Source organism: Derxia lacustris (assembly GCF_002105195.1).
Classification (GTDB): domain Bacteria; phylum Pseudomonadota; class Gammaproteobacteria; order Burkholderiales; family Burkholderiaceae_E; genus Derxia; species Derxia lacustris.
Genome location: NZ_MUHU01000002.1, coordinates 105,210 through 130,718, shown reverse-complemented (window position 1 = coordinate 130,718; position 25,509 = coordinate 105,210). Strand labels below are relative to the sequence as shown.

The following is a 25,509-nucleotide window of genomic DNA, read 5'->3' as shown; positions in this document are numbered from 1 at the left end:
ACTTGTTGATTTAAAAGGGCTTGTTTGACTGGCACCGTTCGTGCTGAATCCATTGCAGCAAACCTTACGGAGGCTGCAATGGGCGTGTCACTCAAGGCAAAGATCGCTGAAGTATTCGATGAACCTGGATGCGACAAGAACCAGGGCAAGTCGGAGAAGGAGCGCAAGAAGGGCTGCACGAAGCAGCTTTCGCCAGGTGCCGCCGCCGGCGGCTGCGCTTTCGACGGCGCCAAGATCGCGCTTCAGCCGATCGTCGATGTTGCGCATCTCGTGCACGGTCCGATCGCCTGCGAAGGCAACAGCTGGGACAACCGGCACAGTTTCTCGTCGGGTGCCGATACTTATCGCACCGGCTTCACGACCGACATCAATGAGCTCGACGTCGTGTACGGCGGCGAGAAGCGGCTGTTCAAGAGCTGCCGCGAGATCATCGAGAAGTACAACCCGCCGGCGATCTTCGTCTACCAGACCTGCGTCACTGCGCTGATCGGTGACGACATCGAGGCGGTCTGCAAGCGTGCGAGCGAGAAGTTCGGCAAGCCGGTCATTCCGGTGAACGCTCCGGGCTTTGCGGGCCCCAAGAACCTTGGCAACAAGCTTGGCGCCGAGGCGCTGCTCGACTACGTGATCGGCACCGAAGAGCCGGAATACACCACGCAGTACGACATCAACATCATTGGCGAATACAACCTGTCGGGCGAGCTCTGGCAGATCAAGCCGCTGCTCGACGCGCTCGGCATCCGCATCCTGTCGTGCATTTCGGGCGATGGCCGCTATCACGAGGTGGCGAGCAGCCATCGCGCGAAGGTCAACATGATGGTGTGCTCGAAGTCGATGATCAACGTCGCCACCAAGATGGAGAAGAACTACGGAATCCCGTATTTCGAAGGCTCCTTCTACGGCATCGGCGACATGAGCGACACGCTGCGCCAGATCTCCAAGCTGCTGGTCAAGCAAGGTGCCGACGCCGAACTGCTCGACCGCACCGAGGCGCTGATCGCGGTGGAAGAGAAGCGTGCGTATGAGCGCATCCAGTCCTATCGCCCGCGGCTGCAAGGCAAGCGCGTGCTGCTGATTACCGGCGGCGTGAAGTCGTGGTCGGTGGTCGCGGCGCTGCAGGAAGCCGGCATGGAAGTGGTCGGTACCAGCGTCAAGAAGTCGACCAAGGAAGACAAGGACCGCATCAAGGAGATCATGGGCGAGGACGCCCACATGATCGACGACATGTCGCCGCGCGAGATGTACAAGATGCTCAAGGACGCGCGCGCCGACATCATGCTGTCGGGTGGCCGGTCGCAGTTCATCGCGCTGAAGGCCAAGATGCCCTGGCTCGACATCAACCAGGAACGTCACTACGCCTACGGTGGTTACGAAGGCATGGTCACGCTGGTCAACGAGATCGACAAGGCACTGGCCAATCCCGTGTGGAAGGCCGTGCGTCTGCCCGCTCCCTGGGACGGCGTGGAAATGATCCCGGCCGACACGTCGCTCGAAATCGACATGCCGCAGCCGATCCGCGAGGCAGCCATCATCGCGCGCGAGCACGAGCTGAACGAAGGCCGCGAGGCCGACGCGCATGCTCATGCCCACGCGGCGCACTGAGCGGGACTGAAGCGACATGGCAACCGTCGTCGAATCCCGCAAGGCCTGCTCGGTCAATCCGCTCAAGATGAGCCAGCCGCTCGGTGCGGCCTACGCCTTCATGGGTCTCGATGCCTGCATGCCGGTGATGCATGGCTCGCAGGGCTGCACATCGTTCGGGCTGGTGCTGCTGGTGCGCCACTTCAAGGAGGCGATCCCGCTCCAGACCACGGCGATGAACGAGGTCACGACCATCCTCGGCGGCTACGAAAACCTCGAGACCGCGCTGCTCAACATCCGCAATCGCGCCAAGCCGCAGATCATCGCGGTCTGCTCCACTGGCCTCACCGAAACCAAGGGCGACGACGTCGACGGCTATCTGGAACTCGCGCGCAAGCGCAAGCCCGAGCTTGACGACACTGCGCTGATGTACGTGTCGACGCCCGACTATGTCGGCGCATTCGAGGATGGCTTCGCCAAGGCCGTGCTCACGATGGTCAAGCAGTTCGTCACGCCGTTCGGTGCGCGCATCGAACGCCAGGTGAATCTGCTGCCGGGTGCCCATGTCACGCCGGGCGACATCGAGGAAATCTGCGAAATCCTCGAAGGCTTCGGCCTCAACACGCTGGTGCTGCCGAACGTGGCGCGCTCGCTCGACGGGCATATTCCCGAAGACTGGCGCGGCACGACCATCGGCGGCACGACGCTCGACGAAATGGCCACGATGGGCGGTTCGATCGCCACCATCGCGATCGGCGAGCAGATGCGTTCGGCCGCCATCGAACTGGAAATGCGCGCCGGGGTTCCCTACTACGTGTTCGACCGGCTGACCGGGCTCGAGCCCTGCGACCAGTTCTTGCAAACCATTGCAAAGATCAGTGGCAAGCCGGTGCCGCAGAAGTATCGCCGCGAGCGCGGCCAGCTGCTCGATGCCATGCTCGACGGTCACTTCCATTTCGGTGGCAAGAAGGTCGCCATCGGTGCCGAGCCCGATCTGCTGTTTGCAACGGCCTCGCTGCTGCATGAGATGGGCGCGATCCTGCACACCTGCATCACGACCACGCATTCGCCGGTGCTTGAGCGCGTGCCGACCGAGAAGGTCGTCATCGGCGACATCGAGGACCTGGAGATCGGGGCCAAGGAATGCGATCTGATGATCACGCATTCGCATGGTCGCCAGACCGCCGCGCGGCTGAACATTCCGTTCTATCGCATGGGCATCCCGATGTTCGATCGCATCGGCAATTCGCATCGCGTGTCGGTCGGCTATCGCGGCACGATGAATCTCATCTTCGACATCGGCAACTTGCTGATGGAACACATCTGGCACGGCGACCCCGATTCCTGGCCGCTCCCCGAGGAGTCGCTTGCTGCGGCCCAGCGTGGCGCGCCGATCGTCGTGTCGGACAGCGAGGGCGGCGGTTGCGGCTCGGGCTGCGGTTGCGCAACGGCGGTGTCGAACGATGTCGCCGATCAGGACCAAACACTCACCACTACAGGAGCTGCGTCATGAAGGTCGCCTTCTCCACCCAGGACAAGCTGCGCGTCGATGCGCACTTCGGCTGGGCCAAGAACATTCTCATTTACGAAGTGACCGCAGACGGCAGCGAACTTGTCGAGTCGCATGAATTCGGCGGCAAGCTCGAAGAAGACGGCGACGAGGACAAGCTCGCGCCCAAGATCGAGGCGGTCAAGGACTGCGCGATTCTCTACGTCGCCGCCATCGGCGGATCGGGCGCGGCGCGCATCGTGGCCGCCAAGATCCATCCGATCAAGGTGCCGCAGCCCGAGTCGATCGCCGAGATCATCGGCAAGCTCCAGGAAGTGCTCAAGGGCACGCCGCCGCCGTGGCTGCGCAAGGTACTCACCAAGGGCCAGGACAAGGCCCCCGACTTTGAAGACGATGAGGTGGAACATGGCTGAAGCCACGATTGAAGCAGGTAGCGACGAGGCTCTCCTCGGAACGCCCTTTGTGCAGCAAATGATCAAGATGCTGCGCGCCCAGGACATGCATGGCACCTGGGACAACAAGACCGACCTCGACCTGCTCGACCCGTTCATCATCACGGCCGAGAAGCGCAAGGAACTGCCGATCATCGGCGATCCGGACCCTGAAGTGCTCTGGCGCCTGGAACTGTTCTACAACGCGATCGCGGTCGCCATCGAACGCGAGACGGGCAACATCGTCACCCCGATGATGAAGATGAGCCACGAAGGCTTCGGCCGCATGGTGCTGATCGCCGGTCGTCTCATCGTCGTGAACAAGCAGTTGCGCGACGTGCATCGCTTCGGTTTTGCCTCGCTCGCCAAGCTGTCCGACCAGGGCGGCAAGTTCGTGAGCGAAGCCGTCGAAATGATCCGGAAGTATCCGGAAGTCGTGAACTACGGAGGCTGAAGATGGAAAGCGCCGAAGAACTCAAGGCAAAGATCAAGAAGCTCAACGCGCAGGCCACTCAGGCCAAGATGGATCTCCACGACCTGAGCGAGGATCTTCCGACCGGCTGGGAAAAGATTCTCGAAGTCGCGCAGCGTGCTTATGACGCTCATGTCGCCCTGACCGAAGCCCGCAAGGCCCAGGCCGCCGCTTCCGCCACCTGAAGGAGTATTTGATGAGCAACTTCTCTATCACGCTCCCCAGCGGCGAAAGCTGGACTCCCCAGTTCGTCCAGGAACTGAACGAGGACACCTGCATCGGCTGCGGCCGCTGCTTCAAGGTCTGCCCGCGCGGCGTGCTCGAGCTCTATGGCGTCAACGAGGACGGCGAGAAGCTCTCGCTGACCGGCGATGACGACGATGACGACGAGTACGAAAAGAAGGTCATGACGATCGCGCATCAGGAGATGTGCATCGGCTGCACGGCCTGCTCCAAGGTCTGCCCGAAGAAGTGCTACACGCACGGCCCGGCCACGGTCTGAGCGATGGAAGCCGCGCTCGCCCGGTTGCTGGCGGATCGCTTCGGCACGGCCGAGGCGGATCGCATCGAAGCCCGCTGGTGCCAGACCTTCGATCTGGTGCCGGGCGAGCGCGGCGAACTCATGTCGATCCCGGATCGGCATGAGGAGTACGCCGATCTTCTCGAACTGCTGCTCGATGCGGTGGTGTTGCCCGGTGAGGGCGGTGCGGCGCTGGCGCGCTGGCTTGCCTATTCATGCATGGGCGAAGGGCATCTCTGGGAAGACCTCGGTCTGCCGGAGCGTCCCGAGCTCACGCGCCTGATGGCCGACTGCTTTCCCCGTCTGCGCGCTGCCAATTCGCAGGACATGCGCTGGAAGAAGTTCTTCTACAAGCAGTTGTGCGACAGGGCCGAAGTGTCGGTCTGCCGCGCGCCGTCGTGCAGCGTTTGCAGCGAGTATTCGGTCTGCTTCGTGAATCCGATTCTTCCTTCGGCCGCCTTGCTTGATCGGCTGAGCCGTGAGGGTGGCGCACCGCGCTAGCCCTGCGGCTGGCGCCTGGATTTGCGTGGCAAATGCGGTCGAGGGCGGTGCTATGATCGCGCGCCTCGCGACGGCTGCCCGTAGCTCAGTCGGATAGAGCAACAGCCTTCTAAGCTGTGGGTCGGGGGTTCGATTCCCTCCGGGCAGGCCAAATGCATTTCGGCTTGTCAGTCAGGCAAAAGTATTGGCATAATCGCGGTCTTCGGTGGTGGCGATAGCTCAGTTGGTAGAGTCCCGGATTGTGATTCCGGTGGTCGTGGGTTCGAGCCCCATTCGCCACCCCACCAAAATAGCGAAACCCGGCAAGTCCTTCAGGATTTGCCGGGTTTTTCATTTGGTCGGCCGTTTTCGCTGCCACGGCTAGCGGGGCAAGGCGGTCTTCGGTTCGAACTCGCACAGATCGGCGATGGCGCAACGCCAGCATTCCGGGGTGCGCGCCTTGCAGATGTAGCGACCGTGCAGGATGAGCCAGTGGTGCGCATCGACCATGAAGCGCGCCGGGATCGCCTTGACCAGGCCGCGTTCGACATCGAGCGGCGTCTTTCCGGGCGCCAGCCCGATGCGATTGCCGAGCCGGAAGATGTGCGTGTCGACGGCCATCGTCGGCTCGCCGAAAACCACGTTCAGCACCACATTCGCGGTTTTGCGGCCGACGCCCGGCAGCGCCTCCAGCGCTTCGCGCGAACGCGGGACGCGGCCGCCGTGCTTCTCGATGAGCAGCCGGCAGGTTTCGATGGCGTGTTTGGCCTTGCTGCGAAACAGCCCGATGGTGCGGATGTAGTCGGCCAGTCCTTCCTCGCCGAGCGCGAGCATGGCGGCAGGCGTGCCGGCCACGGGGAAGAGCTTGCGCGTGGCCTTGTTGACGCTCACGTCGGTGGCTTGGGCCGAGAGCAGCACTGCGATCAGCAGTTCGAACGGCGTGGTGAATTCCAGCTCGGTGACGGGCAGCGGATTGGCCTGCTCGAAGCGGGTGAAGAGTTGTTCGATCTTGTCGGCGCGCATGTCGGTCAGGCGGAAGGTGGCGGCGAGGTTTCGAGGCTGGCCGAGGTCGGCGCCGCGCCGGCCTGGGCGGCAGCCCGCAGCGCGGCCTTCTGGCGCGCGCGCTCGATGGCGGCATTGACGACGCTGCGTTTGCGGGCGTCGTCGCCGGAGGCGGCAATTTCCGGCGCCGGCGGGGCGGATTCGGCGGTGCTGGCGCGCTGGGATGCAAGCCTTTGCAGGCCGGCGAGCCGGCGTTCGTTTTCGGCGCTTTCGCGTTGCAGGCGCAGGCTGCGCGCCTCGAAGCGCAGGCGCGCGTCGCTTGCGTCGGCAGCGGTCCAGGCGGGCACGGCGTGGCCGTCGGGCAGCTGCGGGCTCATCGAGATGCAGTCGACCGGGCAGGGCGGCAGACAGAGCGCGCAGCCGGTGCAGAGCTCAGCGATGACGTCGTGCATGCGCCTGGGGGCGCCGACGATGGCGTCGACCGGGCAGGCGCGGATGCACAGCGTGCAGCCGATGCAGCGGGCTTCGTCGATGACGGCAACGCCGCGCGGTGCGGCGCTGCCGCAGGCCGGATCGAGCGGCAGCGGCGCGCGCGCGGTGAGCGCGGCCAGTCGTTCGATGCCGGCCGTGCCGCCGGGCGGGCAGCGATTGATCGGCGCGCGGTCGTGCACGATGGCGACGGCATAGGGCGCGCAGCCCGCGTGGCCGCACTGGCCGCATTGCGTCTGCGGCAGGACTTGCTGGATCGCCTCGATCAGCGCCGCGTCGCCGGCTTCGGCGTTGCTGCCGCTCATGCGAGCGTGGCCACCACCGGCGCGTGATCCGACGGTTGCGGCTTCTTGCGCTCGGCGCGGTCGATGACGCAGGCGCTGCACGCTTCGCGCAGCGCCGGCGACAGCAGGATGTGGTCGATGCGCAGCCCGCGATTCTTCTGGAAGCCGAGCTGGCGGTAGTCCCACCACGAGAACGAGCGCTCGGGCTGGTCGAACAGCCGGTAGCTGTCGACCAGCCCGAGCGCGAGCAGCGCGCGGAAGCGTTCGCGCTCGGGCTCGGATACCAGCACCTGGCCGGCCCAGGCGGCCGGGTCGTGCACATCGCGGTCTTCGGGCGCGATGTTGTAGTCGCCGAGCAGCGCCAGCCGCGGATGGGCCGCGAGCTGCTCGCCGACGTGGCGCAGCATCGCGTCGCACCAGGCGAGCTTGTACGGGTACTTGTCGCTGTCGAGCGCCTGGCCGTTGGGGAAGTAGGCGCAGACGAGGCGCAGGCCGTCGACCGTGGCGGTCAGCACGCGCTTCTGCTCGTCCTCGAAGCCGGGCAGGTTGGCGATCACGTCCTCGGCTGGCGTGCGGCTGAGGATGGCGACGCCGTTGTAGGTCTTCTGGCCGATGAAGGTCGAGTGGTAGCCCAGCTCGCTGAAGGCGGCGGCGGGGAACTTGTCGTCGGTGAGCTTGGTTTCCTGCAGGCACAGGGCATCGACGGGATTGGCTTGCAGCCAGGCGAGGACGTGCGGCAGGCGCACGCCGAGGCTGTTGACGTTCCAGGTGGCGATTTGCACGGCGGCGGCGATAGCGAAGGAGGACGGAACAGGGTAGCGGGAGTCGGGCGCGGCGGGGTCAGGCCGACCGCTGCTTGATCCAGGCGACTTCGGTGAGCGAGCCCGGCAGCGCTCTGTCGTGCAGCGGCTGGTGGTGATAGGGAAGCGCCTGGGGGAAGACCTGCGCCGGCCCGGCCTGCTGCGCCAGCGCATCGGCGCAGGCGCGCCGCGTCAGCGTCTGCCCGTCGAGCCGGTAGAGCGCGCGGGTCAGCTGACGACCGTCGGCCGCGTATTTTTCCTGCCAGCCGTTGCCGGTGAAGCCGGCGGCGCCGCTCGGCCGGTAGCGCGTGGCGAGCGTGGTGGTCTCGAACAGATAGGGGGCGTTGTAGACGGCCAGGATGCCGCCGACCGCCACCACCGCGTCGATTGCCGCGAGCGCCTCGTCCATCAGCGCGATCGGGTAGATGGCGCCGATGTCGGCCTGACCCTCGGTGGCCGGATAGCGGCACAGCACATTGAAGGCCACGACCAGATCGAAGGGCCCGAGCTGGCGCAGCAGCTCGGGCCGCGATTCGACGATCTCGGCCACGCCGGCGCAACGCTCGCGCGCCTCGGCGAGCGCGGCCGGATTGATGTCGCAGCCGATCACCTTCGCCTCGGGGAAGACTTCGACGATGTCCAGGCATTCATAGCCGAGCGAGCAGCCGAACGACAGGATGCGCAGCGGCGCGGCGGCGGCACGCGGCTGGAGCAGCTCGCGCAGCACCTGCAATTCGGCGATGTGCCGGCGCGCATGGGTGGCGGTCGCGATCTGCTGGCGCGGCACGAAGGCCGGATCGGCACCGGCATCGGCGGCGGGGCGCGGGCCCGCGCGCAGCAGGAAGCGGCGCTGCCAGTCGCGGTATTCGTCGGCGCGCGCGATGAAGCGTTCGTCCCAGGGCTTCACGCCGCCCGCGAAGTGCAGGATCTTGGCGCCGTCGGTCACGTCCTGGGCCGGCACGGCATTCCATTCGACGCCGAGCGGAATGCGCTCGGTGCGCGCATAGACGTTGAGCGCGTCCTGATCGTTGCAGCCGTAGCGCTCGACCAGCGGGAGGTAGCGCGCCGCGAAGTCGTCGGCGCGCATGCGGTCGAGGTTCATGACGACGACGCCGGCGTTGAAGGCGTCGAACATCAGCGGGCCGCGCGCATGCATGGCGCGGCGCAGCTGCCAGGCCTGCTCGTGCGGCAGCGAGCGGGCCGCGTGATAGACGAGGTTGTAGCCGCTGCGCCAGAGCGCAAAGGTGCTCGACTTGCCGGCGATCGGCGCCGTGCCGAGGTCGATCGACCACAGTTCGGCGAGGTCGCCGAGCACCAGCGTGTCGACATCGAGATAGATGACCTTGCCGCAGCCGGGCAGCAGGTCGGGCAGCATCAGCCGGTCCATCGTCGAGACGGTGGTGTGGGCCAGCATGTGCAGGGCGTCGCCGTAGCTCACGGCGTCGAAGTCGTACAGGCTGATTCGCGCGAGCGCACCGAAGTCGGCCAGGAAGCGGCGCTGCCAGTCGGGGCCGAGGCCGCGTGTCATCACATGCAGATGCAGCATGCGGCTGCTGTTGGCGATGGCCGATTCGACCGTGACCGCCAGCTGTTCGCCGAGCCGGGCATCGACTGCGAAGGCGACCGGAATCTGCCCCGGCTCGGCCGCGCGGCCGCCGTCCAGCACGCGGGCGCGCAGCCCGGCGGCCACCGTGGCCGGATCGAACGAGGCCGGCCCGAGGTCGATGGCGCGCCGGCAGTAGTCGTCGGCCAGGGCCAGATCGGCGGCGCAGGCGGCACGCCAGACGCGGCGCACCTCGGCTTCGTCCGCGCCGGCCAGCAGGCTGCCGAGCACGGCGGCGAGCTTGTCCTCGATGCCGTCGCGGATGCGGGCAAAGGCGGCGGCGTCGAGGTCGAGCAACCCTTCGAAGCGCAGATCGGACAGCCGGCCTGGCCGAAAGCGCACATCGAGTCCGAGCGCGCGGCAGGGCAGATAGCAGTGCAGCCGCGAGGTGGCGATCCCGCCGAAGCCGCGATAGCGCTCCAGCAGATCGACCGCATTGCCGAGGTTGGTGAGGAAGTCGCCCTCGCGCACGTCGAGTCCGGCCTGGGTGAAGCGCTCGATCTCGGCATCGTCGAACTCGCCGTCCTGCGGCCGGTAATCCACCAGCGCGATCCGTCCGCGCTCGGCGGCCGGCGCCAGCGGCGCGAACAGCTTGCCGAGCGTCGTCGTCATGCAGCCGGAGAAGAAGGCTTCGATGCCGTAGTCGCGCAGCAGGTAGACGGTGCTCCAGTCGCGGCAGCCGATCGGCGCATGCGCGCGCAGGTGCTGCACCGCAGCCGGCGAGAGCATCGCCGCGCGGTTGATGTGGAAGGACAGATAGATCGGCAGCAGCGGCGCCGGGAACGGGAAGTCGAAGTGGTCGCCGAAGCTCGGATGCATGTACCAGCCGAAGGCCACCAGCCAGGTCGGCGCCGGATAGTGGCGGCTGGTGGCGAAGTCGCGGTCGACCAGCGTGAGCTCGACCTCGGTCGCCGGGCCGTCGAGGCTTCGGGCCGGATCGATGCGCGCGCGCAGTTCGTCCATCCGCTCGGCGAGCCCGGGTTCAGCGCTGACGAAGCGCAGATTGCGAAACCGCAGCAGGTTGGACAGGAAGGCGAGCGTCTGCACGTAGTCGCCGAGATTCGACGAAGCCTTGTCGAAGTCGAGCAGCTTGTAGTCGAGGATGCCGAGCCGCAGCCGCTGCGGCACCGGAGGCGACGCCAGGGCGGCGGCGCGGGCGGCCTGCCAGCGCTGCAGCTGGGCATCGAGCCAGCGCAGGCGCCGTTGCGCGCCGGCGTCGAGCAGGTCGATGGCCGGACGCAGCCGGTCGAGCGCGGCGAGCGCGCGGTCGTGGCGCTCGCTGGCCACCAGCCGCTGGGCGACCAGGCGCAGCTGCTCGGCCTGCATCGCGTCGAGCCGGTCCGGCAGCGCGGCCAGCCAGGCGTCGCAGACGGCCAGTCCGGTCTCGACCGAGGCCCAGAGCTCGGCGCCGATGTGCTCGACCGGGGCATGGCGCCGGACCCAGTCCGGCCGCACCTGCGCGAGCAGATGCCGGACCAGCCGTGGAAAGCCGTCGGCCTGGGCCTGGATCGCCGCGCACAGCCGACCGATCTCGGCTGCGGTTTCATCGTGCATCAGGCCATGGGCGAAGGCCCGCGCCTCGATGCGCGCGCCGTCGCCGAGCTGGGCCCGGATCAGCGCCACGCTGGCTTCGACCAGGCTGGCGCCGCGCGCCACCCGATGCACCAGCTCCGCGCGATCGCCGGCCTCGGCGCCGTTGGCGTTGCGGTGCCGGCCGGCCGGCGCCGCCGATTCGATCCGCGCGCGCAGGCCGGCGACGGTGTGGCGCGTGTCGCGCAGCTGGCTGCGCAGCTGTTCGTTCTGGCGCCGCGCCTGTTCGAGCTGGGCCGCGAGATTGCGCTCGCGCGTGGCGGCCTGCTTCAGCGCCCGGCGTTCGCCGGCGAGCTCGCCGAGCGCGGCATTGCGGGCATCGCGGGCGACGCGAAACTGCTCGCGCCATTGCGCGACGGCGGCCTGGAGCTGGGCGATGCGGCGCTGCTGGCCGCCGGCGCTCGCGGGCGGCGGCGCGGCGCTGGCCGGTGGAGTCGAGGGCGGCGCGGTTTCGGCGGTGGGGGGCGATGGCGTGGTGTCGGTGGGGGTCACGGCCGAGGGAGAGGAGGGACGCGATGCGGCGTCCGGCGCATCAGAAACGGAAACCGGGCGGCGTCGCGGGGACGGCCGCGGCAGGTGTCGCCGGCGCCGGCTCGGGCGTGGCGGCGGCTGGCGCCGCGGCCGGTTCGACCGGCTGGGCGCGCGCTTCGACCAGCGGCGCGGGCGCGGGATTGCGCCAGCTGCGCGGCAGCTGCGAGGTCTTCGGATAACCGGCCGAGTCGAGCGCGGCCTGCCATTGCTCGGGCGCGATGTTGACCAGCCGGGTCGCGCCGATCATGACGGCGGGCAGGAAGTCGTCGAAGCCGAGCTTGCGGAAGGCGTCGAGATCGTCGCGCGTGGACAGCGTGCGCTCGGTGAACGGCACGCCGCGCGCCAGCAGCAGGCTGCGGCCCTGGTCGCAGGGCGCGCAGCTGGCCTGGGTATAGAGCGTGACCGGCGCCTTGCGCACCGCCTGGGCCAGCGCATAGGGCAGGCCGGCGCCGGCATCCGCCGGCTGGGCACCCTTGCCCAGCTCGATCGGCTGGGAGGTGCGCGCGTTCGCGGGCGGCGGGCGGTCGCTGTAGACCGTCACGCCCTTCTCGTCCACGTACTTGAACTGGGCCAGCGCCGGCGTGGCCGCGGCGAGTGCCGCGAGCAGCAGCCCGGCGCCGAGCCGATGCGGTGCGGCCAGCGGGCGCCGACCGGGGCCGGTCGCGGAAGAGCGGTGCGGCTTCATCGCGTTCAAGCCGCGACCGGCTCGGCCATGCCGTTGTGGCGCAGCAGCGCATCGATGCTCGGCTTGCGGCCACGGAAGGCCACGAAGGAGTCGAGCGCCGGCCGGCTGCCACCTACCGACAGGATGGTTTCGAGGAACTCGGCGCCGGTCGCGGGATTGAGCCCGCCGTGTTCCTCGAACTTGCCGTAGGCGTCGGCGGACAGCACCTCGGCCCACTTGTAGCTGTAGTAGCCGGCCGCATAACCGCCGGCAAAGATGTGCGAGAAGCTGTTCTGGAACCGGTTGAACGGCGGCGGCACCAGCACCGCCACTTCCTCGCGCACCGCGTCGAGCAGCTGCTGGATGGTCACTTCGCCGGCCGGATCGAAGCTGCCGTGCAGCAGCATGTCGAACAGCGAGAACTCGATCTGACGCACCGTCTGCATGCCGGCCTGGAAGTTCTTGGCGGCGATCATCTTGTCGTAGAGCGCGCGCGGCAGCGGCGCGCCGGTGTCGACATGGCCGGTCATGTGCGACAGCACTTCCCACTCCCAGCAGAAGTTCTCCATGAACTGCGACGGCAGCTCGACGGCGTCCCATTCCACGCCGTTGATGCCGGCCACGCCCAGCTCCTCGACCCGCGTGAGCATGTGATGCAGGCCGTGGCCGAACTCGTGGAACAGCGTCAGCACCTCGTCGTGTGTGAACACCGCCGGCTTGCCGCCGACCGGCGCCGAGAAGTTGCAGGTGAGATAGGTGACCGGCGTTTGCAGGCTGCCGTCCGGGCGCAGGCGGCGGCCGCGCGCGTCGTCCATCCAGGCGCCGGAGCGCTTGCCTTCGCGCGCATACAGGTCGATGTAGAACTGGCCGAGCAGCCGGCCGTCGAGCGCCTCGATGCGGTGGAAGCGCACGTCGGGATGCCACACCGGCGCCTCGTCGGGCTTCACGCGCACGCCGAACAGCGTCTCGATCACGCGGAACAGGCCGCCGAGCGCCTTGGGCTCGGGGAAGTACTGCTTCAGCTCCTGCTCCGAGAACGAGTAGCGCTTCTCGCGCAGCTTTTCGGAGGCATAGGCCACGTCCCAGGGCTTGAGCTCGTCGAGGCCCAGCTCGACTTTTGCAAAGGCTTGCAGCTCCTGCACGTCGCGCTGGGCATAGGGCTTGGCGCGCGCGGCCAGATCGCGCAGAAAGCCCTCAACCTCGGCCGGCGTCTCGGCCATCTTGGGCACCAGCGACACCTCGGCGAAGCTGGCATAGCCGAGCAGCGCGGCCTCTTCGGCGCGCAGCGCGAGCAGCTCCTTCATGAGCGGCGTGTTGTCGAGTTCGGCCGGGCCGAATTCCGACGCGCGGGTGGCGTTGGCGCGGTAGATCTGCTCGCGCAGCTCGCGCTTGTCGGCGTATTGCAGCACCGGGAAATAGGACGGGAAATGCAGCGTGAACTTGTAGCCGGGCTTGCCGTCCTGCTCGGCGCGTTCGCGCGCGGCCTGCTTGGCGTCGTCGGGCAGGCCGGCGAGTTCGGCTTCGTCCTCGATCAGCAGCGACCAGGCATTGGTCGCGTCGAGCACATGCTCGGAAAACTTCTGCGACAGCTCGGCCTGGCGTTCCTGGATCGCGGCGAAGCGTTCCTTCGCGGCATCGGTCAGCTCGGCGCCACCCAGGCGGAAATCGCGCAGCGAGTTCTCGACGATCTTCTTGCGCGCGGGCGCCAGCGTGTCGAACTCGGGCGACGCGCGCAGCGCCTTGTACTTGGCGTAGAGCGCCTCGTTCTGCGACAGCGCGGTCCAGAACTCGGTGACGCGCGGCAGGTTCTCGTTGTAGGCGGCGCGCTGCTCGGGCGTGTCGACCACCGAGTTGAGATGACCGACGATGCCCCAGGCGCGGCCGAGGCGTTCGGTGGCGTCGTCGAGCGGGGTGACGAAGCTGTCCCAGCTGGCCGGCAGCCCGGGCGCTTCGAGCGTCTCGACGGTGGCCTTGCATTCGGCCAGCAGCGCCTCGATGGCGGGCGTGATGTGCTCGGGCCTGATGTCGCCAAAGCGCGGCAGACCGGAGAAATCGAGCAGGGGATTCGTGATCGACATGGACGAGCGCCTCTGGGGAATTGCGATCGGGCCAGTATAGAGCGGCCGCTTCGCGCTTCCGGGCGCCGATGCCAGGTGCCGAGGTGTCGTCGTGCAGGCGGGCGGCAGGCGCGTTGCACGCCCGCTGCGGGTGCTCAGCCGGCCGTGCGCTGGGCCGATTCGAGCGTGTTCTGCAACAGCATGGCAATGGTCATCGGGCCGACGCCGCCGGGCACGGGCGAGATCCAGCCGGCCACTTCCTTCACCGCTTCAAAGTCCACGTCGCCGCAGAGCTTGCCGGCGTCGTCGCGGTTGATGCCGACGTCGATGACGATGGCGCCGGGCTTGACCATGTCGGCCGTGAGCACGTTGCGCCGGCCCACGGCGGCCACGACGATGTCGGCCTCGCGCGTGTGGCGGCCGAGGTCGGGCGTGGCGCTGTGGCAGACGGTGACGGTGGCGTTGGCGGCGAGCAGCAGTAGCGCCATCGGCTTGCCCACGGTCGCGCTGCGGCCGATGACGACGGCATGCTTGCCGCGCAGCTCGGCGCCGATGCTTTCCAGCATCTTCATGCAGCCGTAGGGCGTGCAGGGCCGAAAGCCGGGCAGGCCTGCGACCAGCTCGCCGGCGCTGGCCACCGAATAGCCATCCACATCCTTGGCCACCGAAATCGCCTCGACCACCTTGCCGGCGTCGATGTGCTTCGGCAGCGGCATCTGCACCAGGATGCCGTGGATCGAGGCGTCGGCATTGAGCGCGGCGATGCGCGCCAGCAGCGCGGCTTCGCTGAGCGCGGCGTCGTAGCGTTCGAGCACCGAATGGAAGCCGGCTTCCTCGCAGGCCTTGACCTTGTTGCGCACATAGACGGCGCTGGCCGGGTCGTCGCCGACCAGGATGACGGCGAGGCCGGGGCGATGACCGCGTTCGGCGAGTGCGGCAGCGGCGCCGGCGATGTCGGCGCGCAGCCTGACACTGAGGGCCTTGCCGTCGATGAGTTGGGCGGTCATGGATGCTCCCGGAGGCGTGATTGCGACGGCGGAAGCGGCCGCTTCGGAGGGGGCCGCGCCGCAAGGGGCGCGGAGCATAGCACGGTGTTTCAGGTTGTTTCGGCGCGCTGCGGCGGGCTGCGCGTCAGAGCCGGTCGACGGCTTGCGGCGCGGTGTCGGCATCGCGCAATTGCTGCGCGAGCCAGTCGGCCAGCGCCTGCGGATCGGTGTGCACGACCAGCCGCGCCAGCGTGTCGGCGGCCAGAAAACCGCGCTCGACGCAGTTGCGCAGAAAGTCGAGCAGCGGATCGTAGAAGCCGTCGAGATTGAGCAGCGCCACCGGCTTTTCATGCAGATCGAGGTATTGCCAGGTGAGCACCTCGAACAGCTCTTCGAGCGTGCCGATGCCGCCCGGCGCCGCCACGAAGGCCTGGCTGAGCCGCGCCATCTCGGCCTTGCGCTCATGCATCGACGCCACCACCACCAGCTCGTCGAGCCCGCGATGGGCGCGTTCGCGCGCCACCAGATGCTCGGGAATCACGCCGATCACATGGCCGCCGGCGGCCAGCGCCGCGTCTGCCGCCGCGCCCATCAGGCCGGTATGGCCGCCGCCGTACACCAGCCCGAATCCGAGCCGCGCGATGGCGCCGGCAAAGGCGCGCACGCCGTCGACGGTGGCCGGGCGCGTGCCTGCGCTCGACCCGCAAAAGATACAAATCGCGGCGCGGTTTGCCGTCATCGCCTGCTCCTCAGTGAACCGGCGCGCACCTTACAACGCGCGGCTGACGTCGGAATGCGCGGCGGCGGCGATCGCGGCCGTGCCCAGCTGCTGCGCCAGCCGGGCGCGCGCGCCGTCGCTCAGCCAGGGATCGAGCAGCGCCAGCGTCTGATGCATGCCGCGCCGGGTCGAGGCCGCGATGTGGCGGCCGGTGCCGAAGCTGCGCGCGTCGCGCACGTACTCGAACGAAAGCCAGAAACTCGACACCACCACCATGTTGGTGGCGAGCGCTTCGAGCCGGTCGGGCGGCGCCAGCAGTTCATGTTCGCGCGCGAGGTCCTGCAGCCAGGACAGCACGATTTCGGTCTCGCGCTCGACGATGCGCTTGAAGCGCATTTCGAGCCGGCGGTTGCGCGACAGCAGCTCGTTGATGTCGCGATACAGGAAGCGGTAGCGCCAGAACACGCCGAACAGCGAGGCGAGAAATTCCGGCGTGTCCTCGATGCGGCCGGAGCGGGCGCGCGCCTCGTCAAGCGCCAATTCAAGATCGCGCTCGAATTCGCCGAAGAGGGAATTGACGATGTCGTCCTTGTTTCGGAAGTGGTAGTACAGATTTCCGGACGAGATTTCGAGCGCGTCGGCGAGCGCACCGGTCGAGACATTGGGCTCGCCGTGATCGTTGAACAGGCGCAGGGCGAGTTCGAGGATGCGTTCCCGGGTGCGGCGAGGGCTCTTGCGTTCCATGGCTTCCAGACCGGGCGACATAATGATTTGCGAGTACTCACATTATGAGACGCAGGCTTTCATCTAGCGCGTGCGAGGAGTCAATCGCATTGGAAACCTTGCCCGAGGTGGTGCGCCATCCGGGCTTCACCGCCTTCGGCCTCGGCGTGCGCACCTCGGCCGAGATCGAGGCCACCGCCGACCGCGCCCGCATCGGCCAGCTCTGGCGCCAGTTCCATGCGCGTGCCTTGCCGTTTCATTTGCGTGCCAATGGCGAGAACGGCCGCATCGTCGGCGTGCGCCACGATTTCGAGAACGGCGGGCGCGGCGCCTTCACGGTCACTGCCGGCGTGCAGATGCGGCGCGCCTATCGCCGGCCCGACGGACTGGTGGAAGTGCGCGTGTCGGCCGGCGAATACCTGCGCTTCACGCATCCCGGGCAGGGCGCGCTCACGCTGGCGCATCTGTGGCGCGAGGTGGCGGAGTTCTTCCAGCAGCCGAGTCATCCGCTGGCGTTCCGCTTCGAGCGTGCCTACACCGCCGAATTCGAGTGCTACGGCCGGCCCGACCGCAGCGAGCTCTACATCGCGGTCAAGCGCAAGCTGGGTGTGGCGGTGTGAGCGGCGTTGGCGCTGCCCTGGCCGGGCTCGGCCAGCGCCGCCAGCAGCAGCGCGATGCTGCGCGGCGTGCAGATCAGCGACAGATGGCCGATGCGCTCGATCGCCACCTCGCGCGCGCCGGGCAGCCGCGCCGACAGCTGGGGCGTGACCACGTTGTCATGCCGCGACCACAGGCAGATGCGGTCCTGCGCCGGCCGGTCCGCCTCGACCTCGGCCAGCTCGCGCAGGAAGTCGCTGCCGATGCGCATCTGCCGCACATTGGGCGACAGGAACAGCTGCGCAAACCAGGTGCCGCGATGCGGCGAGCCGAGCGTGACCAGCCGCGCCAGCCGGGCATCGCCGTGCCGCGCCGCATAGGCCCGCAGCGCGATGCCGCCCATGCTGTGGCCCACGGTCATGAGCCGGTCGCAGCCATGCTCGGCGCAGAGCGCCTCGATGCGCGCATGCAGTTGCTCCACATACAGCTCGATCGGCCCGAACACCGGCAGCAGATCGAGCGCGGCGACGCGATAGCCCGCATCGGCCAGCCGCACTGCCGCATGGCGCCAGATGGTGGCGTTGCAGCCGAAGCCATGCACCAGCAGCACGACCGGGCCCCGGCCATGCGTGGGCAGCGGCGCCGGCGCGCGCCATGCAAACGCTTGCCCGAACACGAAGTTGAACAGCCAGTGCCACCACTCGACCGTGATGCAGCCCAGCAGTGCAAGCGGTCCGGCGGGCGGCGCGGCAGCGGGCATGGCGCTGCCGAGGCTGGCCGGCAGCCGGTAGCGCAGCGTCAGCGCCAGCAGCAGTTCGAGCACGAACACCAGCCAGCGCGTCAGCAGCCAGCTCGCCGGCGCCACGGCCAGCGTCCAGCCCGGCGCGATGCCGGCGCGCAGCAGCAGCCACAGGCAGCCGGCGATCCACAGCGCCCATTCCCAGGCCAGCCAGCGGCGCAGCAGGCCGGCGACGGTCAGGCAGCGTTCGCCGGCCGCAATCGCATGCGCGTCGTAGGGCGAGGGCACCGCGCGCTCAGGCTGCGACGAGCCGGGTGCCGAGCAGGCGGTCATGCAGGAACTGACGTTCGCGGTCGACCAGGGCCCAGCCCCATTGCAGCAGCACCGTGCCGAGCAGCGCCGGCAGCGCCAGCAGCGGCTGGGCCGGCAGCGCCACCAGCGCGGCGGCGGCGGGCAGCATCGGCGTCCACAGCAGCAGATAGCGCAGCAGCGCCGGCAGCAGCGCCACCGCGCCGCCATCCGCGCCCACGAGCCGGATGCGCCAGGTCTTCATCGCCAGCGTCTGACCGCCACGGCGCCAGAACCACACGAAGTACAGCCCCACCACGAAGAACAGATAGAGCCGGAACGCCAGCAGCCGCTCCGGCGGCATCGGCCAGCGCGACTGGCTCAGCGTGATGAACAGATAGCCGGCCAGGAAGGTGACGCCGAACAGCAGGCAGCCTTCGTAGAGGGCGGATGCGAAGCGGCGCGGCGGGGGGGGGCGGCGGAAAGGGCGGGGGCGGGCAGGCTCGACATGGCGGCGGAGTTTAGCGCCCGGCCCGCACGGCATCTGGCGCCCGGGCATCGCCGCTTTTGACGCTTTGTCAAGCCGCGAAGTATCATCGCCGGCTTCGCGTGCGGGACCTCCGCCATGCGAAGCAGTCTTTCAGCGCCGGGCACTGCCGTTTTGGCCCGCCCAGGCCGCTCTAAGACGCGTCCCCGAAACCAGGCTCACGAGGCCGGCACAGGGAGCCCGATCAAACTCTTGGCGCTGTGCGCTTTGAAAGGACTTAGTCATGGACGCGTTCAAACCGGACGTTCTCAAGCCTTCCACCAAGGAATACACCGGCGCGGAGATCGTCTGCCGCGCCCTCGCCGAAGAAGGCGTCACCCACCTGTTCGGCTATCCGGGCGGCTCGGTGCTCTACATCTACGACGAGATCTTCAAGCAGGACCGGTTCCAGCACATCCTGGTTCGCCATGAGCAGGCTGCCGTGCATGCGGCCGACGCCTATTCGCGGTCGAGCAACAAGATCGGCGTGGCCATCGTCACCTCGGGCCCGGGCGTGACCAATGCGGTCACAGGTCTCGCGACCGCGTACATGGACTCGATCCCGATGGTCGTGATCTCGGGCCAGGTGCCGACCGCCGCCATCGGCCAGGACGCGTTCCAGGAATGCGACGCCGTCGGCATCACCCGGCCCTGCGTCAAGCACAACATCCTCGTGAAGGACGTGCGCGACCTCGCGCCGGCCATCCGTCGTGCCTTCCATATCGCCAAGACCGGCCGTCCCGGCCCGGTGCTGGTCGATATCCCGAAGGACATCACGATCGCCAAGTGCAAGTTCGAATACCCCGAGCGCGTGGAAATGCGCTCGTACAACCCGGCCGGCAAGGGCCACCTCGGCCAGATCAAGAAGGCCGCCGCGCTGCTGCTGACCGCCGAGCGCCCGATGATCTACGCCGGTGGCGGCGTGGTGCTGGCCGATGCCGCGCCGCTGCTCAACAAGCTGGCCGATGAACTGGGCTTCCCGGTCACGACCACGCTGATGGGCCTGGGCGGCTACAAGTCGAGCGACCCGAAGTGGGTCGGCATGCCCGGCATGCACGGCTGGTACGAAGCCAACATGGCGATGCAGCACTGCGACGTGCTGCTGGCCGTGGGCGCGCGCTTCGACGACCGCGTGATCGGCAACCCCAAGCACTTCGCGCAGAACGAACGCAAGATCGTCCACATCGACATCGACCCGAGCAGCATTTCCAAGCGCGTGAAGGTCGATGTGCCCATCGTCGGCAATCTGTTCGACGTGCTCGAAGAGCTGGTCAAGCTGGTCGAGCAGGGCAAGGCCGCCGGCCAGGTGCCCAAGATCGATGCCTGGATGAAGCAGATCGACGAATGGCGCGGCGTGCGCTGCCTCGACTATCGCAAGAGCGACGAGGTCATCAAGCCGCAGTTCGTGGTCGAGAAGCTGTGGGAAGTGACCGGCGGCGACGCCTTCGTCACCTCCGACGTGGGCCAGCACCAGATGTGGGCCGCGCAGTACTACCGCTTCGACAAGCCGCGCCGCTGGATGAACTCGGGCGGCCTCGGGACCATGGGCGTGGGCCTGCCGTATGCGATGGGCGTGCAGCTCGCCAACCCGGGCGCGCAGGTGGCCTGCATCACCGGCGAGGGCAGCATCCAGATGAACATCCAGGAGCTGAGCACCTGCAAGCAGTACCGGCTGTCGCCCAAGGTCATCCTGCTCAACAACCGCTATCTGGGCATGGTTCGCCAGTGGCAGCAGATCGACTACGGCTCGCGCTACAGCGAGAGCTACATGGATGCGCTGCCCGACTTCGTGAAGCTGGTCGAGAGCTATGGTCATGTGGGCCTGCGCATCACCAATCCGGCCGATGTCGAGCCGGCGCTGCGCGAGGCCTTCGGCAAGAACAAGGACCGTCTGGTCTTCCTCGACTTCATCACCGACCAGACCGAGAACGTCTGGCCGATGGTCAAGGCCGGCAAGGGCCTGACCGAGATGCTGCTCGGTTCGGAAGACCTGTAATCACCGATCGCGACTGAACCTCAGGCCCGCCCGGATTGCCGTCCGGCCGGGCCACCAGGGCGCCGCTCCACGAGGGCGGCGCACGACAACTATTCCGAGGACAACATGCGTCACATCATTTCCGTGCTGCTCGAGAACGAGCCGGGCGCGCTGTCGCGCGTCGTGGGCCTGTTTTCGGCACGCGGCTACAACATCGAGACCCTCACGGTCGCGCCGACCGAGGACCGAAGCCTGTCGCGCATGACCATCGTCACCGAGGGCAACGACGACATCATCGAGCAGATCACCAAGCACCTGAACCGGCTCATCGAGGTGGTGAAGGTGGTCGACCTGAGCGACGGCGCCCACATCGAGCGCGAACTCATGCTCATCAAGGTGCGGGCCGTCGGCAAGGAGCGCGAGGAACTCAAGCGCACCGCCGACATCTTCCGCGGCCACATCATCGACGTGACCGACAAGAGCTACACGATCGAGCTCACCGGCGACCAGAGCAAGCTCGACGCCTTCATCGAGGCGATCGACCGCGCAGCCATTCTCGAAACCGTCCGCACCGGCGCCTCGGGCATCGGCCGTGGCGAACGCATCCTGCGCGTCTGACCGGCGCGCGCTCTTTATTCAAGCTTTACCAGCGAGGAACACCATGAAGGTTTACTACGACAAGGACGCCGACCTCTCCCTCATCAAGGGCAAGAACGTCGCGATCATCGGCTACGGCTCGCAAGGCCATGCCCATGCCCAGAACCTGAACGACTCGGGCGTGAACGTCACGGTCGGCGTGCGTCGCGGCGGTCCGTCGTGGGCCAAGGTCGAGAAGGCTGGCCTCAAGGTCGCCGAAGTGGCCGAAGCCGTGAAGTCGGCCGACGTGGTCATGATCCTGCTGCCCGACGAGCAGATCGCCACCGTCTACGCCAACGACATCGAACCCAACATCAAGGACGGCGCGTCGCTGGCCTTCGCGCACGGCTTCAACGTGCATTACGGCCAGGTCCAGCCGCGTGCCGACCTCGACGTGTGGATGGTTGCGCCCAAGGCCCCGGGCCACACGGTGCGCGGCACCTACACGCAAGGTGGCGGCGTGCCCCACCTGATCGCCGTTTATCAAGACAAGTCGGGCTCGGCGCGCGACATCGCGATGAGCTACGCCGTCGCCAACGGTGGCGGCAAGGCCGGCATCATCGAAACCACCTTCCGCGACGAGACCGAAACCGACCTGTTCGGCGAACAGGCCGTGCTGTGCGGCGGCGCGGTCGAGCTCATCAAGGCCGGTTTCGAGACGCTGACCGAAGCCGGTTACGCGCCCGAGATGGCCTACTTCGAATGCCTGCACGAGCTCAAGCTCATCGTCGATCTGATCTACGAAGGCGGCATCGCCAACATGAACTACTCGATCTCGAACAACGCCGAATACGGCGAGTACGTGACGGGTCCGAAGGTCATCACGGAGCAGAGCAAGGCCGCGATGAAGCAGGCGCTCAAGGACATCCAGACCGGCGAATACGCCAAGAGCTTCATCCTGGAAAACAAGGCCGGCGCGCCCACGCTGCTGAGCCGTCGTCGCCTGAACGCCGAGCATCCGATCGAAGTCGTCGGCGAACAGCTGCGCGCGATGATGCCGTGGATCAAGGCGAACAAGCTCGTCGACAAGTCGCGCAACTGATCGCGTGAATCGAGCGCCGTCCGGCAATCCGGACGGGCGCGGCGACGGACGGCACACGCCTCGTCACCGCGCTTCAGCCTCGCGAAGGCCGACCCGTTCTAGACTGGGTCGGCCTTTTTCTTTGGGGGGCTGCTGCCCATGAATTTCCCGATTTCGTCCGTCCTTGGCCTCGCCGTGGTGGCGCTGGCACTGACGGCCTGCTCGCGGCATGAGCCGCCGGCGCCGGCCACCGCCGCGCCGCAGCCGCAAAGCGAGCTCGGTCGCGCGGCCGCCGATGCGCTGCACCGTCCGCTCGACGCGGCCAAGGGCGTCGAGGCGACGCAGATGCAGCACGGCGACGACACCCGGCGCCAGATCGACGAGGCCTCGCGATGAAGCCGCCCGTCCTCGATCCGCGCCGCTGGCGCGCCGCGCGCCGGTCGCTGACCGCGCTGTGCCTCGGCGCGGCGCTGGTCGCCGGCGCCCAGGCTGCCGATGCGCCGCGCGCCGCCGACGGCAGCACGGCCGCGGCCGGCACCGTCGCGCTGCTGCGCGCCCAGGCCGAAGCCCAGTTCGACAACGACGAGGCGCGCGTCGCCTTCTACGCCCAGGAGCAGGGCGCCGACCGCGCCCAGGTGGCGGCGTCCGTCAACCGCCGCATGCGCGAGGCGACCGCCGCGCTCAAGGCCGCCGACCCGTCGGCCGAACTGCGCTCGGCCGGCTATTCGATGAGCCCGAGCTACAACAAGAACGGCCAGCCCAACGGCTGGACCGCGCGCCAGGATCTGAGTCTGGTCACGCGCAACCTCAAGTCGCTCGAAGCGACGGTGCAGCGCGCCCAGGCGCAGGTGGCGGTGCAGAGCGTGAGCTTCGGCCTGTCGCGCGAGGCGCGGCTGAAGGCCGAGGCCCAGCTGTTCGATCAGGCCTTCGCCGACCTGCGCGCGCGCATCGCCAACGTGGCGCGCGCACTCGGCCGCAAGCCCGAGCTGGCGCTGATCGAGCAGCTCGATTTCGATGGCGGCGACGCGGCACCCGCGCCGCGTGCCTTTGCGATGGCGGCGCGCGGCGCGGTGCCCGAGGCGGCCGACGCGCCGTCCTTCGAGGCTGGCGATTCGACCCGCAGCCTGTCCTTTCTCGCGCGCGTGCGCATCCAGCCCTGAGGGAGAAATTCCATGCGACTCCTGATCGTCGAAGACGACACCCAGATCGGCGACTCGCTGCGTTCGGCGCTCGGTCGCGCCGGCCATGCGGTCGACATTGCCCGCAACGGCGCCGAGGCCGAACACGCGCTGGCCGGCGCCGAGTTCGATCTGGTGCTGCTCGACCTCGGCCTGCCCGGCGGCAAGTCGGGCACCGAAGTGCTGCGGGCCTTGCGCGCGCGCGGCAGCAAGACGCCGGTCATCGTCATCACCGCGCGCGACGGCGTGGGCGAACGCGTCGATACGCTCGACCTGGGCGCCGACGACTACCTGGTCAAGCCCTTCGAGCTGAGCGAATTGCAGGCGCGCATCCGCGCCGTGCTGCGGCGCGCCGTGGCCAATACCGCCGGCCCGGTGCAGGTGGGGCGGCTGCGGCTCATGTCCGAGCGCAAGACGGTGGAATGCGACGGCGCCGCGCTGGAGCTGAGCCCGCGCGAATACGGCCTGCTCGAAGTGCTGATGATGCGGGCCGGCACCGTCGTGTCGAAGGCGCAGATCGAGGAGCACCTGTGCAACTGGGATGACGCGCTGGCCGAATCGGCCATCGAGCTCTATGTGCATCGGGTGCGGCGCAAGCTCGACCGCGCCGGCGCCGAGATCCGCACCGCGCGCGGCTTCGGCTACATGCTGGTGCCGGTCGAGAGCGACGCCGCCGCATGACGCCGGCCGCCGAGCCGGCGCTCGATCCGCCGGCCGGCCCGGCGCTGCGCCGGGTGCTGATGCGGCGGCTGATCGCGCCGCTCATCGGCCTGCTGCTGTTCAGCGTGGCGGTATCGCTCTGGCTCGCCGCGCGCTACGTCAACGCCGTCTACGACCGCGAGCTTTACGACGATGCGGCCTCGGTGGCCTCGGTGATGGCCGGCGCGCAGGAGCAGGACCTGGGCACCCAGGTCGAGCGCTTTGCCGAGGTGACCTATGACGAGGTCGACAGCATCGTCTACTCGGTGCGCATCGGCAGCGTCGACTATGGGCCCGACACCATCGCGCCGGCGCCGGCCAATGCCGCGCATTTCCGGCGCGGCCTCATCTACGACCTCGACACGCCCGACGGCCGCATGCGCGCGGTCGAGATCGGCGTGCCGCGCATGCGCGACGGCGGGCTGGTCACGGTGCGCATCGCGCGCACCACGCGCCGGCGCCTGTCCACGCTGGAGGAGCTGGCGGCGGTATTCGTCGTGCCGCAGCTTGCCTTGCTGGCGATCGCGGTCGCGGTGGTGACCGGCGGACTCGCGCATGTGGTGCGGCCGCTGGCGCTGGTCGAGGCGCAGTTGCAGACCCAGGCGCTGGCGCCGGTACGCCTGCCGCGCGAACCCATGCCGCGCGAGGTGGCGGCGCTGGTCGGCGCGGTCAACGGGCTCGTCTCGCGGCTCGACGAGGTGCTGCGGCGCCAGCGCAAGTTCACCGCCGATGCCGCGCATCAGCTGCGCACGCCGATGACCGCGCTGCGGCTGCAAATCGAGGATGCGCGCCAGGAATTCCCCGATGCCGCCGCGCAGGCGGTGTTCGCGCGGCTCGCCGCCACGGTCGAACGCACCATCCGCGTCGCCGAGCAGCTGCTGGCACTGGCGCGCGCCGAGCAGGCCCACGATCCGATGCCGCGCGAGCGCATCGATCTGGTGGCGCTGGCGCGCGAGATCGGCGCCGAATGGGTGCCGGCCGCGATGCGCGCCCGGCTCGACCTCGAATTCGAGGCCGACCTGGAGGTGCTGTCGGTCGATGCCGACCGCCATCTGCTCAGCGAGGCGCTGTCCAACCTCATCGACAACGCCATCAAGTATTGCGGCCAGGGACGTGGCCGCCGGGTGCTGGTGCGCGTCGGCCGCGATGCCGACGGCGCCGTGGTGGCCGTGGAGGACGACGGCCCCGGCGTGCCCGACAGCGAGCTCGGCCGGCTCGCCGAGCGCTTCTATCGCGGCGACCGCAAGGACACGCCCGGCACCGGCCTCGGCCTCGCGCTGGTCAGCGAGGTGATGCAGACCCACGGCGGGCGGCTCGCGCTCGAACATGCCGGCGGGCGGCGCGGATTGCGCGCTTCGCTACACTTGCCGGTTCCCGCGCAGCCGGCCTGAGGGCGTCTCGCGTCACCC

The 25,509-nt window shown here is 68.3% G+C and carries 26 protein-coding genes and 2 tRNA genes; 17 read left to right on the top strand and 11 right to left on the bottom strand.

Features of this window, described 5'->3' with window-relative positions:
• Positions 1-78 precede the first annotated feature (78 nt).
• The 9 genes from nifE (at position 79) to B9P64_RS02380 (ending at position 5,299) form a co-directional block, all read left to right on the top strand.
• Positions 79-1,602, top strand: a complete 1,524-nt coding sequence (nifE, locus tag B9P64_RS02420) for a nitrogenase iron-molybdenum cofactor biosynthesis protein NifE (protein ID WP_085314683.1) — start codon at positions 79-81, stop codon at positions 1,600-1,602.
• Between the two features lie 16 nt (positions 1,603-1,618).
• On the top strand, positions 1,619-3,094 hold the full coding sequence (gene nifN / locus B9P64_RS02415) for a nitrogenase iron-molybdenum cofactor biosynthesis protein NifN (protein ID WP_085314682.1): 1,476 nt from the start codon (positions 1,619-1,621) through the stop codon (positions 3,092-3,094).
• Entirely contained in the window at positions 3,091-3,504 is a 414-nt protein-coding gene (gene nifX, locus B9P64_RS02410; RefSeq protein WP_085314681.1) for a nitrogen fixation protein NifX, read from the top strand. The genes nifN and nifX overlap by 4 nt, the downstream gene beginning before the upstream one ends.
• Entirely contained in the window at positions 3,497-3,976 is a 480-nt protein-coding gene (locus tag B9P64_RS02405) for a NifX-associated nitrogen fixation protein (RefSeq protein WP_085314680.1), read from the top strand. Before nifX ends, B9P64_RS02405 begins: the two co-directional genes overlap by 8 nt.
• A gap of 2 nt (positions 3,977-3,978) precedes the next feature.
• Entirely contained in the window at positions 3,979-4,179 is a 201-nt protein-coding gene (locus B9P64_RS02400; RefSeq protein ID WP_085314679.1) for a CCE_0567 family metalloprotein, read from the top strand.
• 11 nt (positions 4,180-4,190) lie between these two features.
• Entirely contained in the window at positions 4,191-4,496 is a 306-nt protein-coding gene (gene fdxB, locus B9P64_RS02395; protein WP_085314678.1) for a ferredoxin III, nif-specific, read from the top strand.
• A 3-nt stretch (positions 4,497-4,499) separates the two neighbouring features.
• Complete coding sequence (locus B9P64_RS02390; protein ID WP_235839875.1) at positions 4,500-5,015, top strand: nitrogen fixation protein NifQ; 516 nt, start codon at positions 4,500-4,502, stop codon at positions 5,013-5,015.
• A gap of 74 nt (positions 5,016-5,089) precedes the next feature.
• A tRNA-Arg gene (locus B9P64_RS02385) sits at positions 5,090-5,166 on the top strand.
• A 57-nt stretch (positions 5,167-5,223) separates the two neighbouring features.
• A tRNA-His gene (locus B9P64_RS02380) sits at positions 5,224-5,299 on the top strand.
• A gap of 76 nt (positions 5,300-5,375) precedes the next feature.
• On the opposite strand, the gene nth is transcribed toward B9P64_RS02380, so the two are convergent.
• The 9 genes from nth to B9P64_RS02335 all read right to left on the bottom strand — a co-directional run bounded on the left by nth (position 5,376) and on the right by B9P64_RS02335 (position 16,483).
• Positions 5,376-6,017, bottom strand: coding sequence for an endonuclease III (gene nth / locus B9P64_RS02375; RefSeq protein WP_085314677.1), 642 nt, complete (start codon positions 6,015-6,017; stop codon positions 5,376-5,378).
• 5 nt (positions 6,018-6,022) lie between these two features.
• A complete protein-coding gene (rsxB, locus tag B9P64_RS02370) occupies positions 6,023-6,790 on the bottom strand; it encodes an electron transport complex subunit RsxB (protein ID WP_085314676.1) in 768 nt (255 codons plus the stop codon).
• A complete protein-coding gene (locus B9P64_RS02365; protein WP_085314675.1) occupies positions 6,787-7,551 on the bottom strand; it encodes an exodeoxyribonuclease III in 765 nt (254 codons plus the stop codon). Before B9P64_RS02365 ends, rsxB begins: the two co-directional genes overlap by 4 nt.
• A 58-nt stretch (positions 7,552-7,609) precedes the next feature.
• Positions 7,610-11,254 carry a glycosyltransferase gene (locus tag B9P64_RS02360; protein WP_085314674.1) on the bottom strand — a complete coding sequence of 1,215 codons (3,645 nt, stop codon included), beginning with the start codon at positions 11,252-11,254 and terminating at the stop codon, positions 7,610-7,612.
• 40 nt (positions 11,255-11,294) lie between these two features.
• Positions 11,295-11,978 carry a DUF4124 domain-containing protein gene (locus B9P64_RS02355; protein ID WP_085314673.1) on the bottom strand — a complete coding sequence of 228 codons (684 nt, stop codon included), beginning with the start codon at positions 11,976-11,978 and terminating at the stop codon, positions 11,295-11,297.
• Positions 11,979-11,983: 5 nt separating this feature from the next.
• On the bottom strand, positions 11,984-14,035 hold the full coding sequence (locus tag B9P64_RS02350; protein ID WP_085314672.1) for a M3 family metallopeptidase: 2,052 nt from the start codon (positions 14,033-14,035) through the stop codon (positions 11,984-11,986).
• A 134-nt stretch (positions 14,036-14,169) separates the two neighbouring features.
• Positions 14,170-15,021 (bottom strand): bifunctional methylenetetrahydrofolate dehydrogenase/methenyltetrahydrofolate cyclohydrolase FolD, encoded by an 852-nt coding sequence (gene folD, locus B9P64_RS02345; protein WP_085314671.1) that lies wholly within the window; start codon positions 15,019-15,021, stop codon positions 14,170-14,172.
• A 124-nt stretch (positions 15,022-15,145) separates the two neighbouring features.
• Positions 15,146-15,739: an LOG family protein gene (locus B9P64_RS02340; protein WP_085314670.1), complete on the bottom strand. Its 594-nt coding sequence runs from the start codon at positions 15,737-15,739 to the stop codon at positions 15,146-15,148.
• Positions 15,740-15,769: 30 nt separating this feature from the next.
• The gene (locus B9P64_RS02335) at positions 15,770-16,483 is read right to left on the bottom strand and encodes a TetR/AcrR family transcriptional regulator (protein WP_085314669.1); all 714 of its coding nucleotides are present in this window, start codon (positions 16,481-16,483) and stop codon (positions 15,770-15,772) included.
• 68 nt (positions 16,484-16,551) lie between these two features.
• On the opposite strand from B9P64_RS02335, the gene B9P64_RS02330 reads away from it, so the two are divergent.
• Positions 16,552-17,061, top strand: a complete 510-nt coding sequence (locus B9P64_RS02330; RefSeq protein WP_176256691.1) for a GyrI-like domain-containing protein — start codon at positions 16,552-16,554, stop codon at positions 17,059-17,061.
• Here B9P64_RS02330 and B9P64_RS02325 read toward each other — a convergent pair.
• Together B9P64_RS02325 and B9P64_RS02320 are read right to left on the bottom strand one after the other, a co-directional pair.
• Positions 17,022-18,065, bottom strand: coding sequence for an esterase/lipase family protein (locus B9P64_RS02325; RefSeq protein ID WP_176256690.1), 1,044 nt, complete (start codon positions 18,063-18,065; stop codon positions 17,022-17,024). The two genes, B9P64_RS02330 and B9P64_RS02325, sit on opposite strands and share 40 nt — an antisense overlap.
• Positions 18,066-18,072: 7 nt before the next feature.
• Complete coding sequence (locus B9P64_RS02320) at positions 18,073-18,609, bottom strand: RDD family protein (protein WP_085315077.1); 537 nt, start codon at positions 18,607-18,609, stop codon at positions 18,073-18,075.
• 226 nt (positions 18,610-18,835) lie between these two features.
• Between B9P64_RS02320 and B9P64_RS02315 the strand changes: the two genes are divergently transcribed.
• From B9P64_RS02315 to B9P64_RS02285, 7 genes are all read left to right on the top strand, one after another.
• Positions 18,836-20,587 carry an acetolactate synthase 3 catalytic subunit gene (locus tag B9P64_RS02315; RefSeq protein ID WP_085314666.1) on the top strand — a complete coding sequence of 584 codons (1,752 nt, stop codon included), beginning with the start codon at positions 18,836-18,838 and terminating at the stop codon, positions 20,585-20,587.
• Between the two features lie 105 nt (positions 20,588-20,692).
• On the top strand, positions 20,693-21,184 hold the full coding sequence (gene ilvN / locus B9P64_RS02310; RefSeq protein ID WP_085314665.1) for an acetolactate synthase small subunit: 492 nt from the start codon (positions 20,693-20,695) through the stop codon (positions 21,182-21,184).
• A gap of 43 nt (positions 21,185-21,227) precedes the next feature.
• A complete protein-coding gene (gene ilvC / locus B9P64_RS02305; protein WP_085314664.1) occupies positions 21,228-22,244 on the top strand; it encodes a ketol-acid reductoisomerase in 1,017 nt (338 codons plus the stop codon).
• Between the two features lie 138 nt (positions 22,245-22,382).
• The gene (locus B9P64_RS02300) at positions 22,383-22,619 is read left to right on the top strand and encodes a hypothetical protein (protein WP_085314663.1); all 237 of its coding nucleotides are present in this window, start codon (positions 22,383-22,385) and stop codon (positions 22,617-22,619) included.
• On the top strand, positions 22,616-23,383 hold the full coding sequence (locus B9P64_RS02295) for an SIMPL domain-containing protein (RefSeq protein ID WP_085314662.1): 768 nt from the start codon (positions 22,616-22,618) through the stop codon (positions 23,381-23,383). Before B9P64_RS02300 ends, B9P64_RS02295 begins: the two co-directional genes overlap by 4 nt.
• Positions 23,384-23,395: 12 nt before the next feature.
• Positions 23,396-24,082: a response regulator gene (locus B9P64_RS02290; protein WP_085314661.1), complete on the top strand. Its 687-nt coding sequence runs from the start codon at positions 23,396-23,398 to the stop codon at positions 24,080-24,082.
• Positions 24,079-25,491, top strand: coding sequence for a sensor histidine kinase (locus tag B9P64_RS02285; protein WP_085314660.1), 1,413 nt, complete (start codon positions 24,079-24,081; stop codon positions 25,489-25,491). Before B9P64_RS02290 ends, B9P64_RS02285 begins: the two co-directional genes overlap by 4 nt.
• The last annotated feature ends 18 nt before the right edge of the window (positions 25,492-25,509 follow it).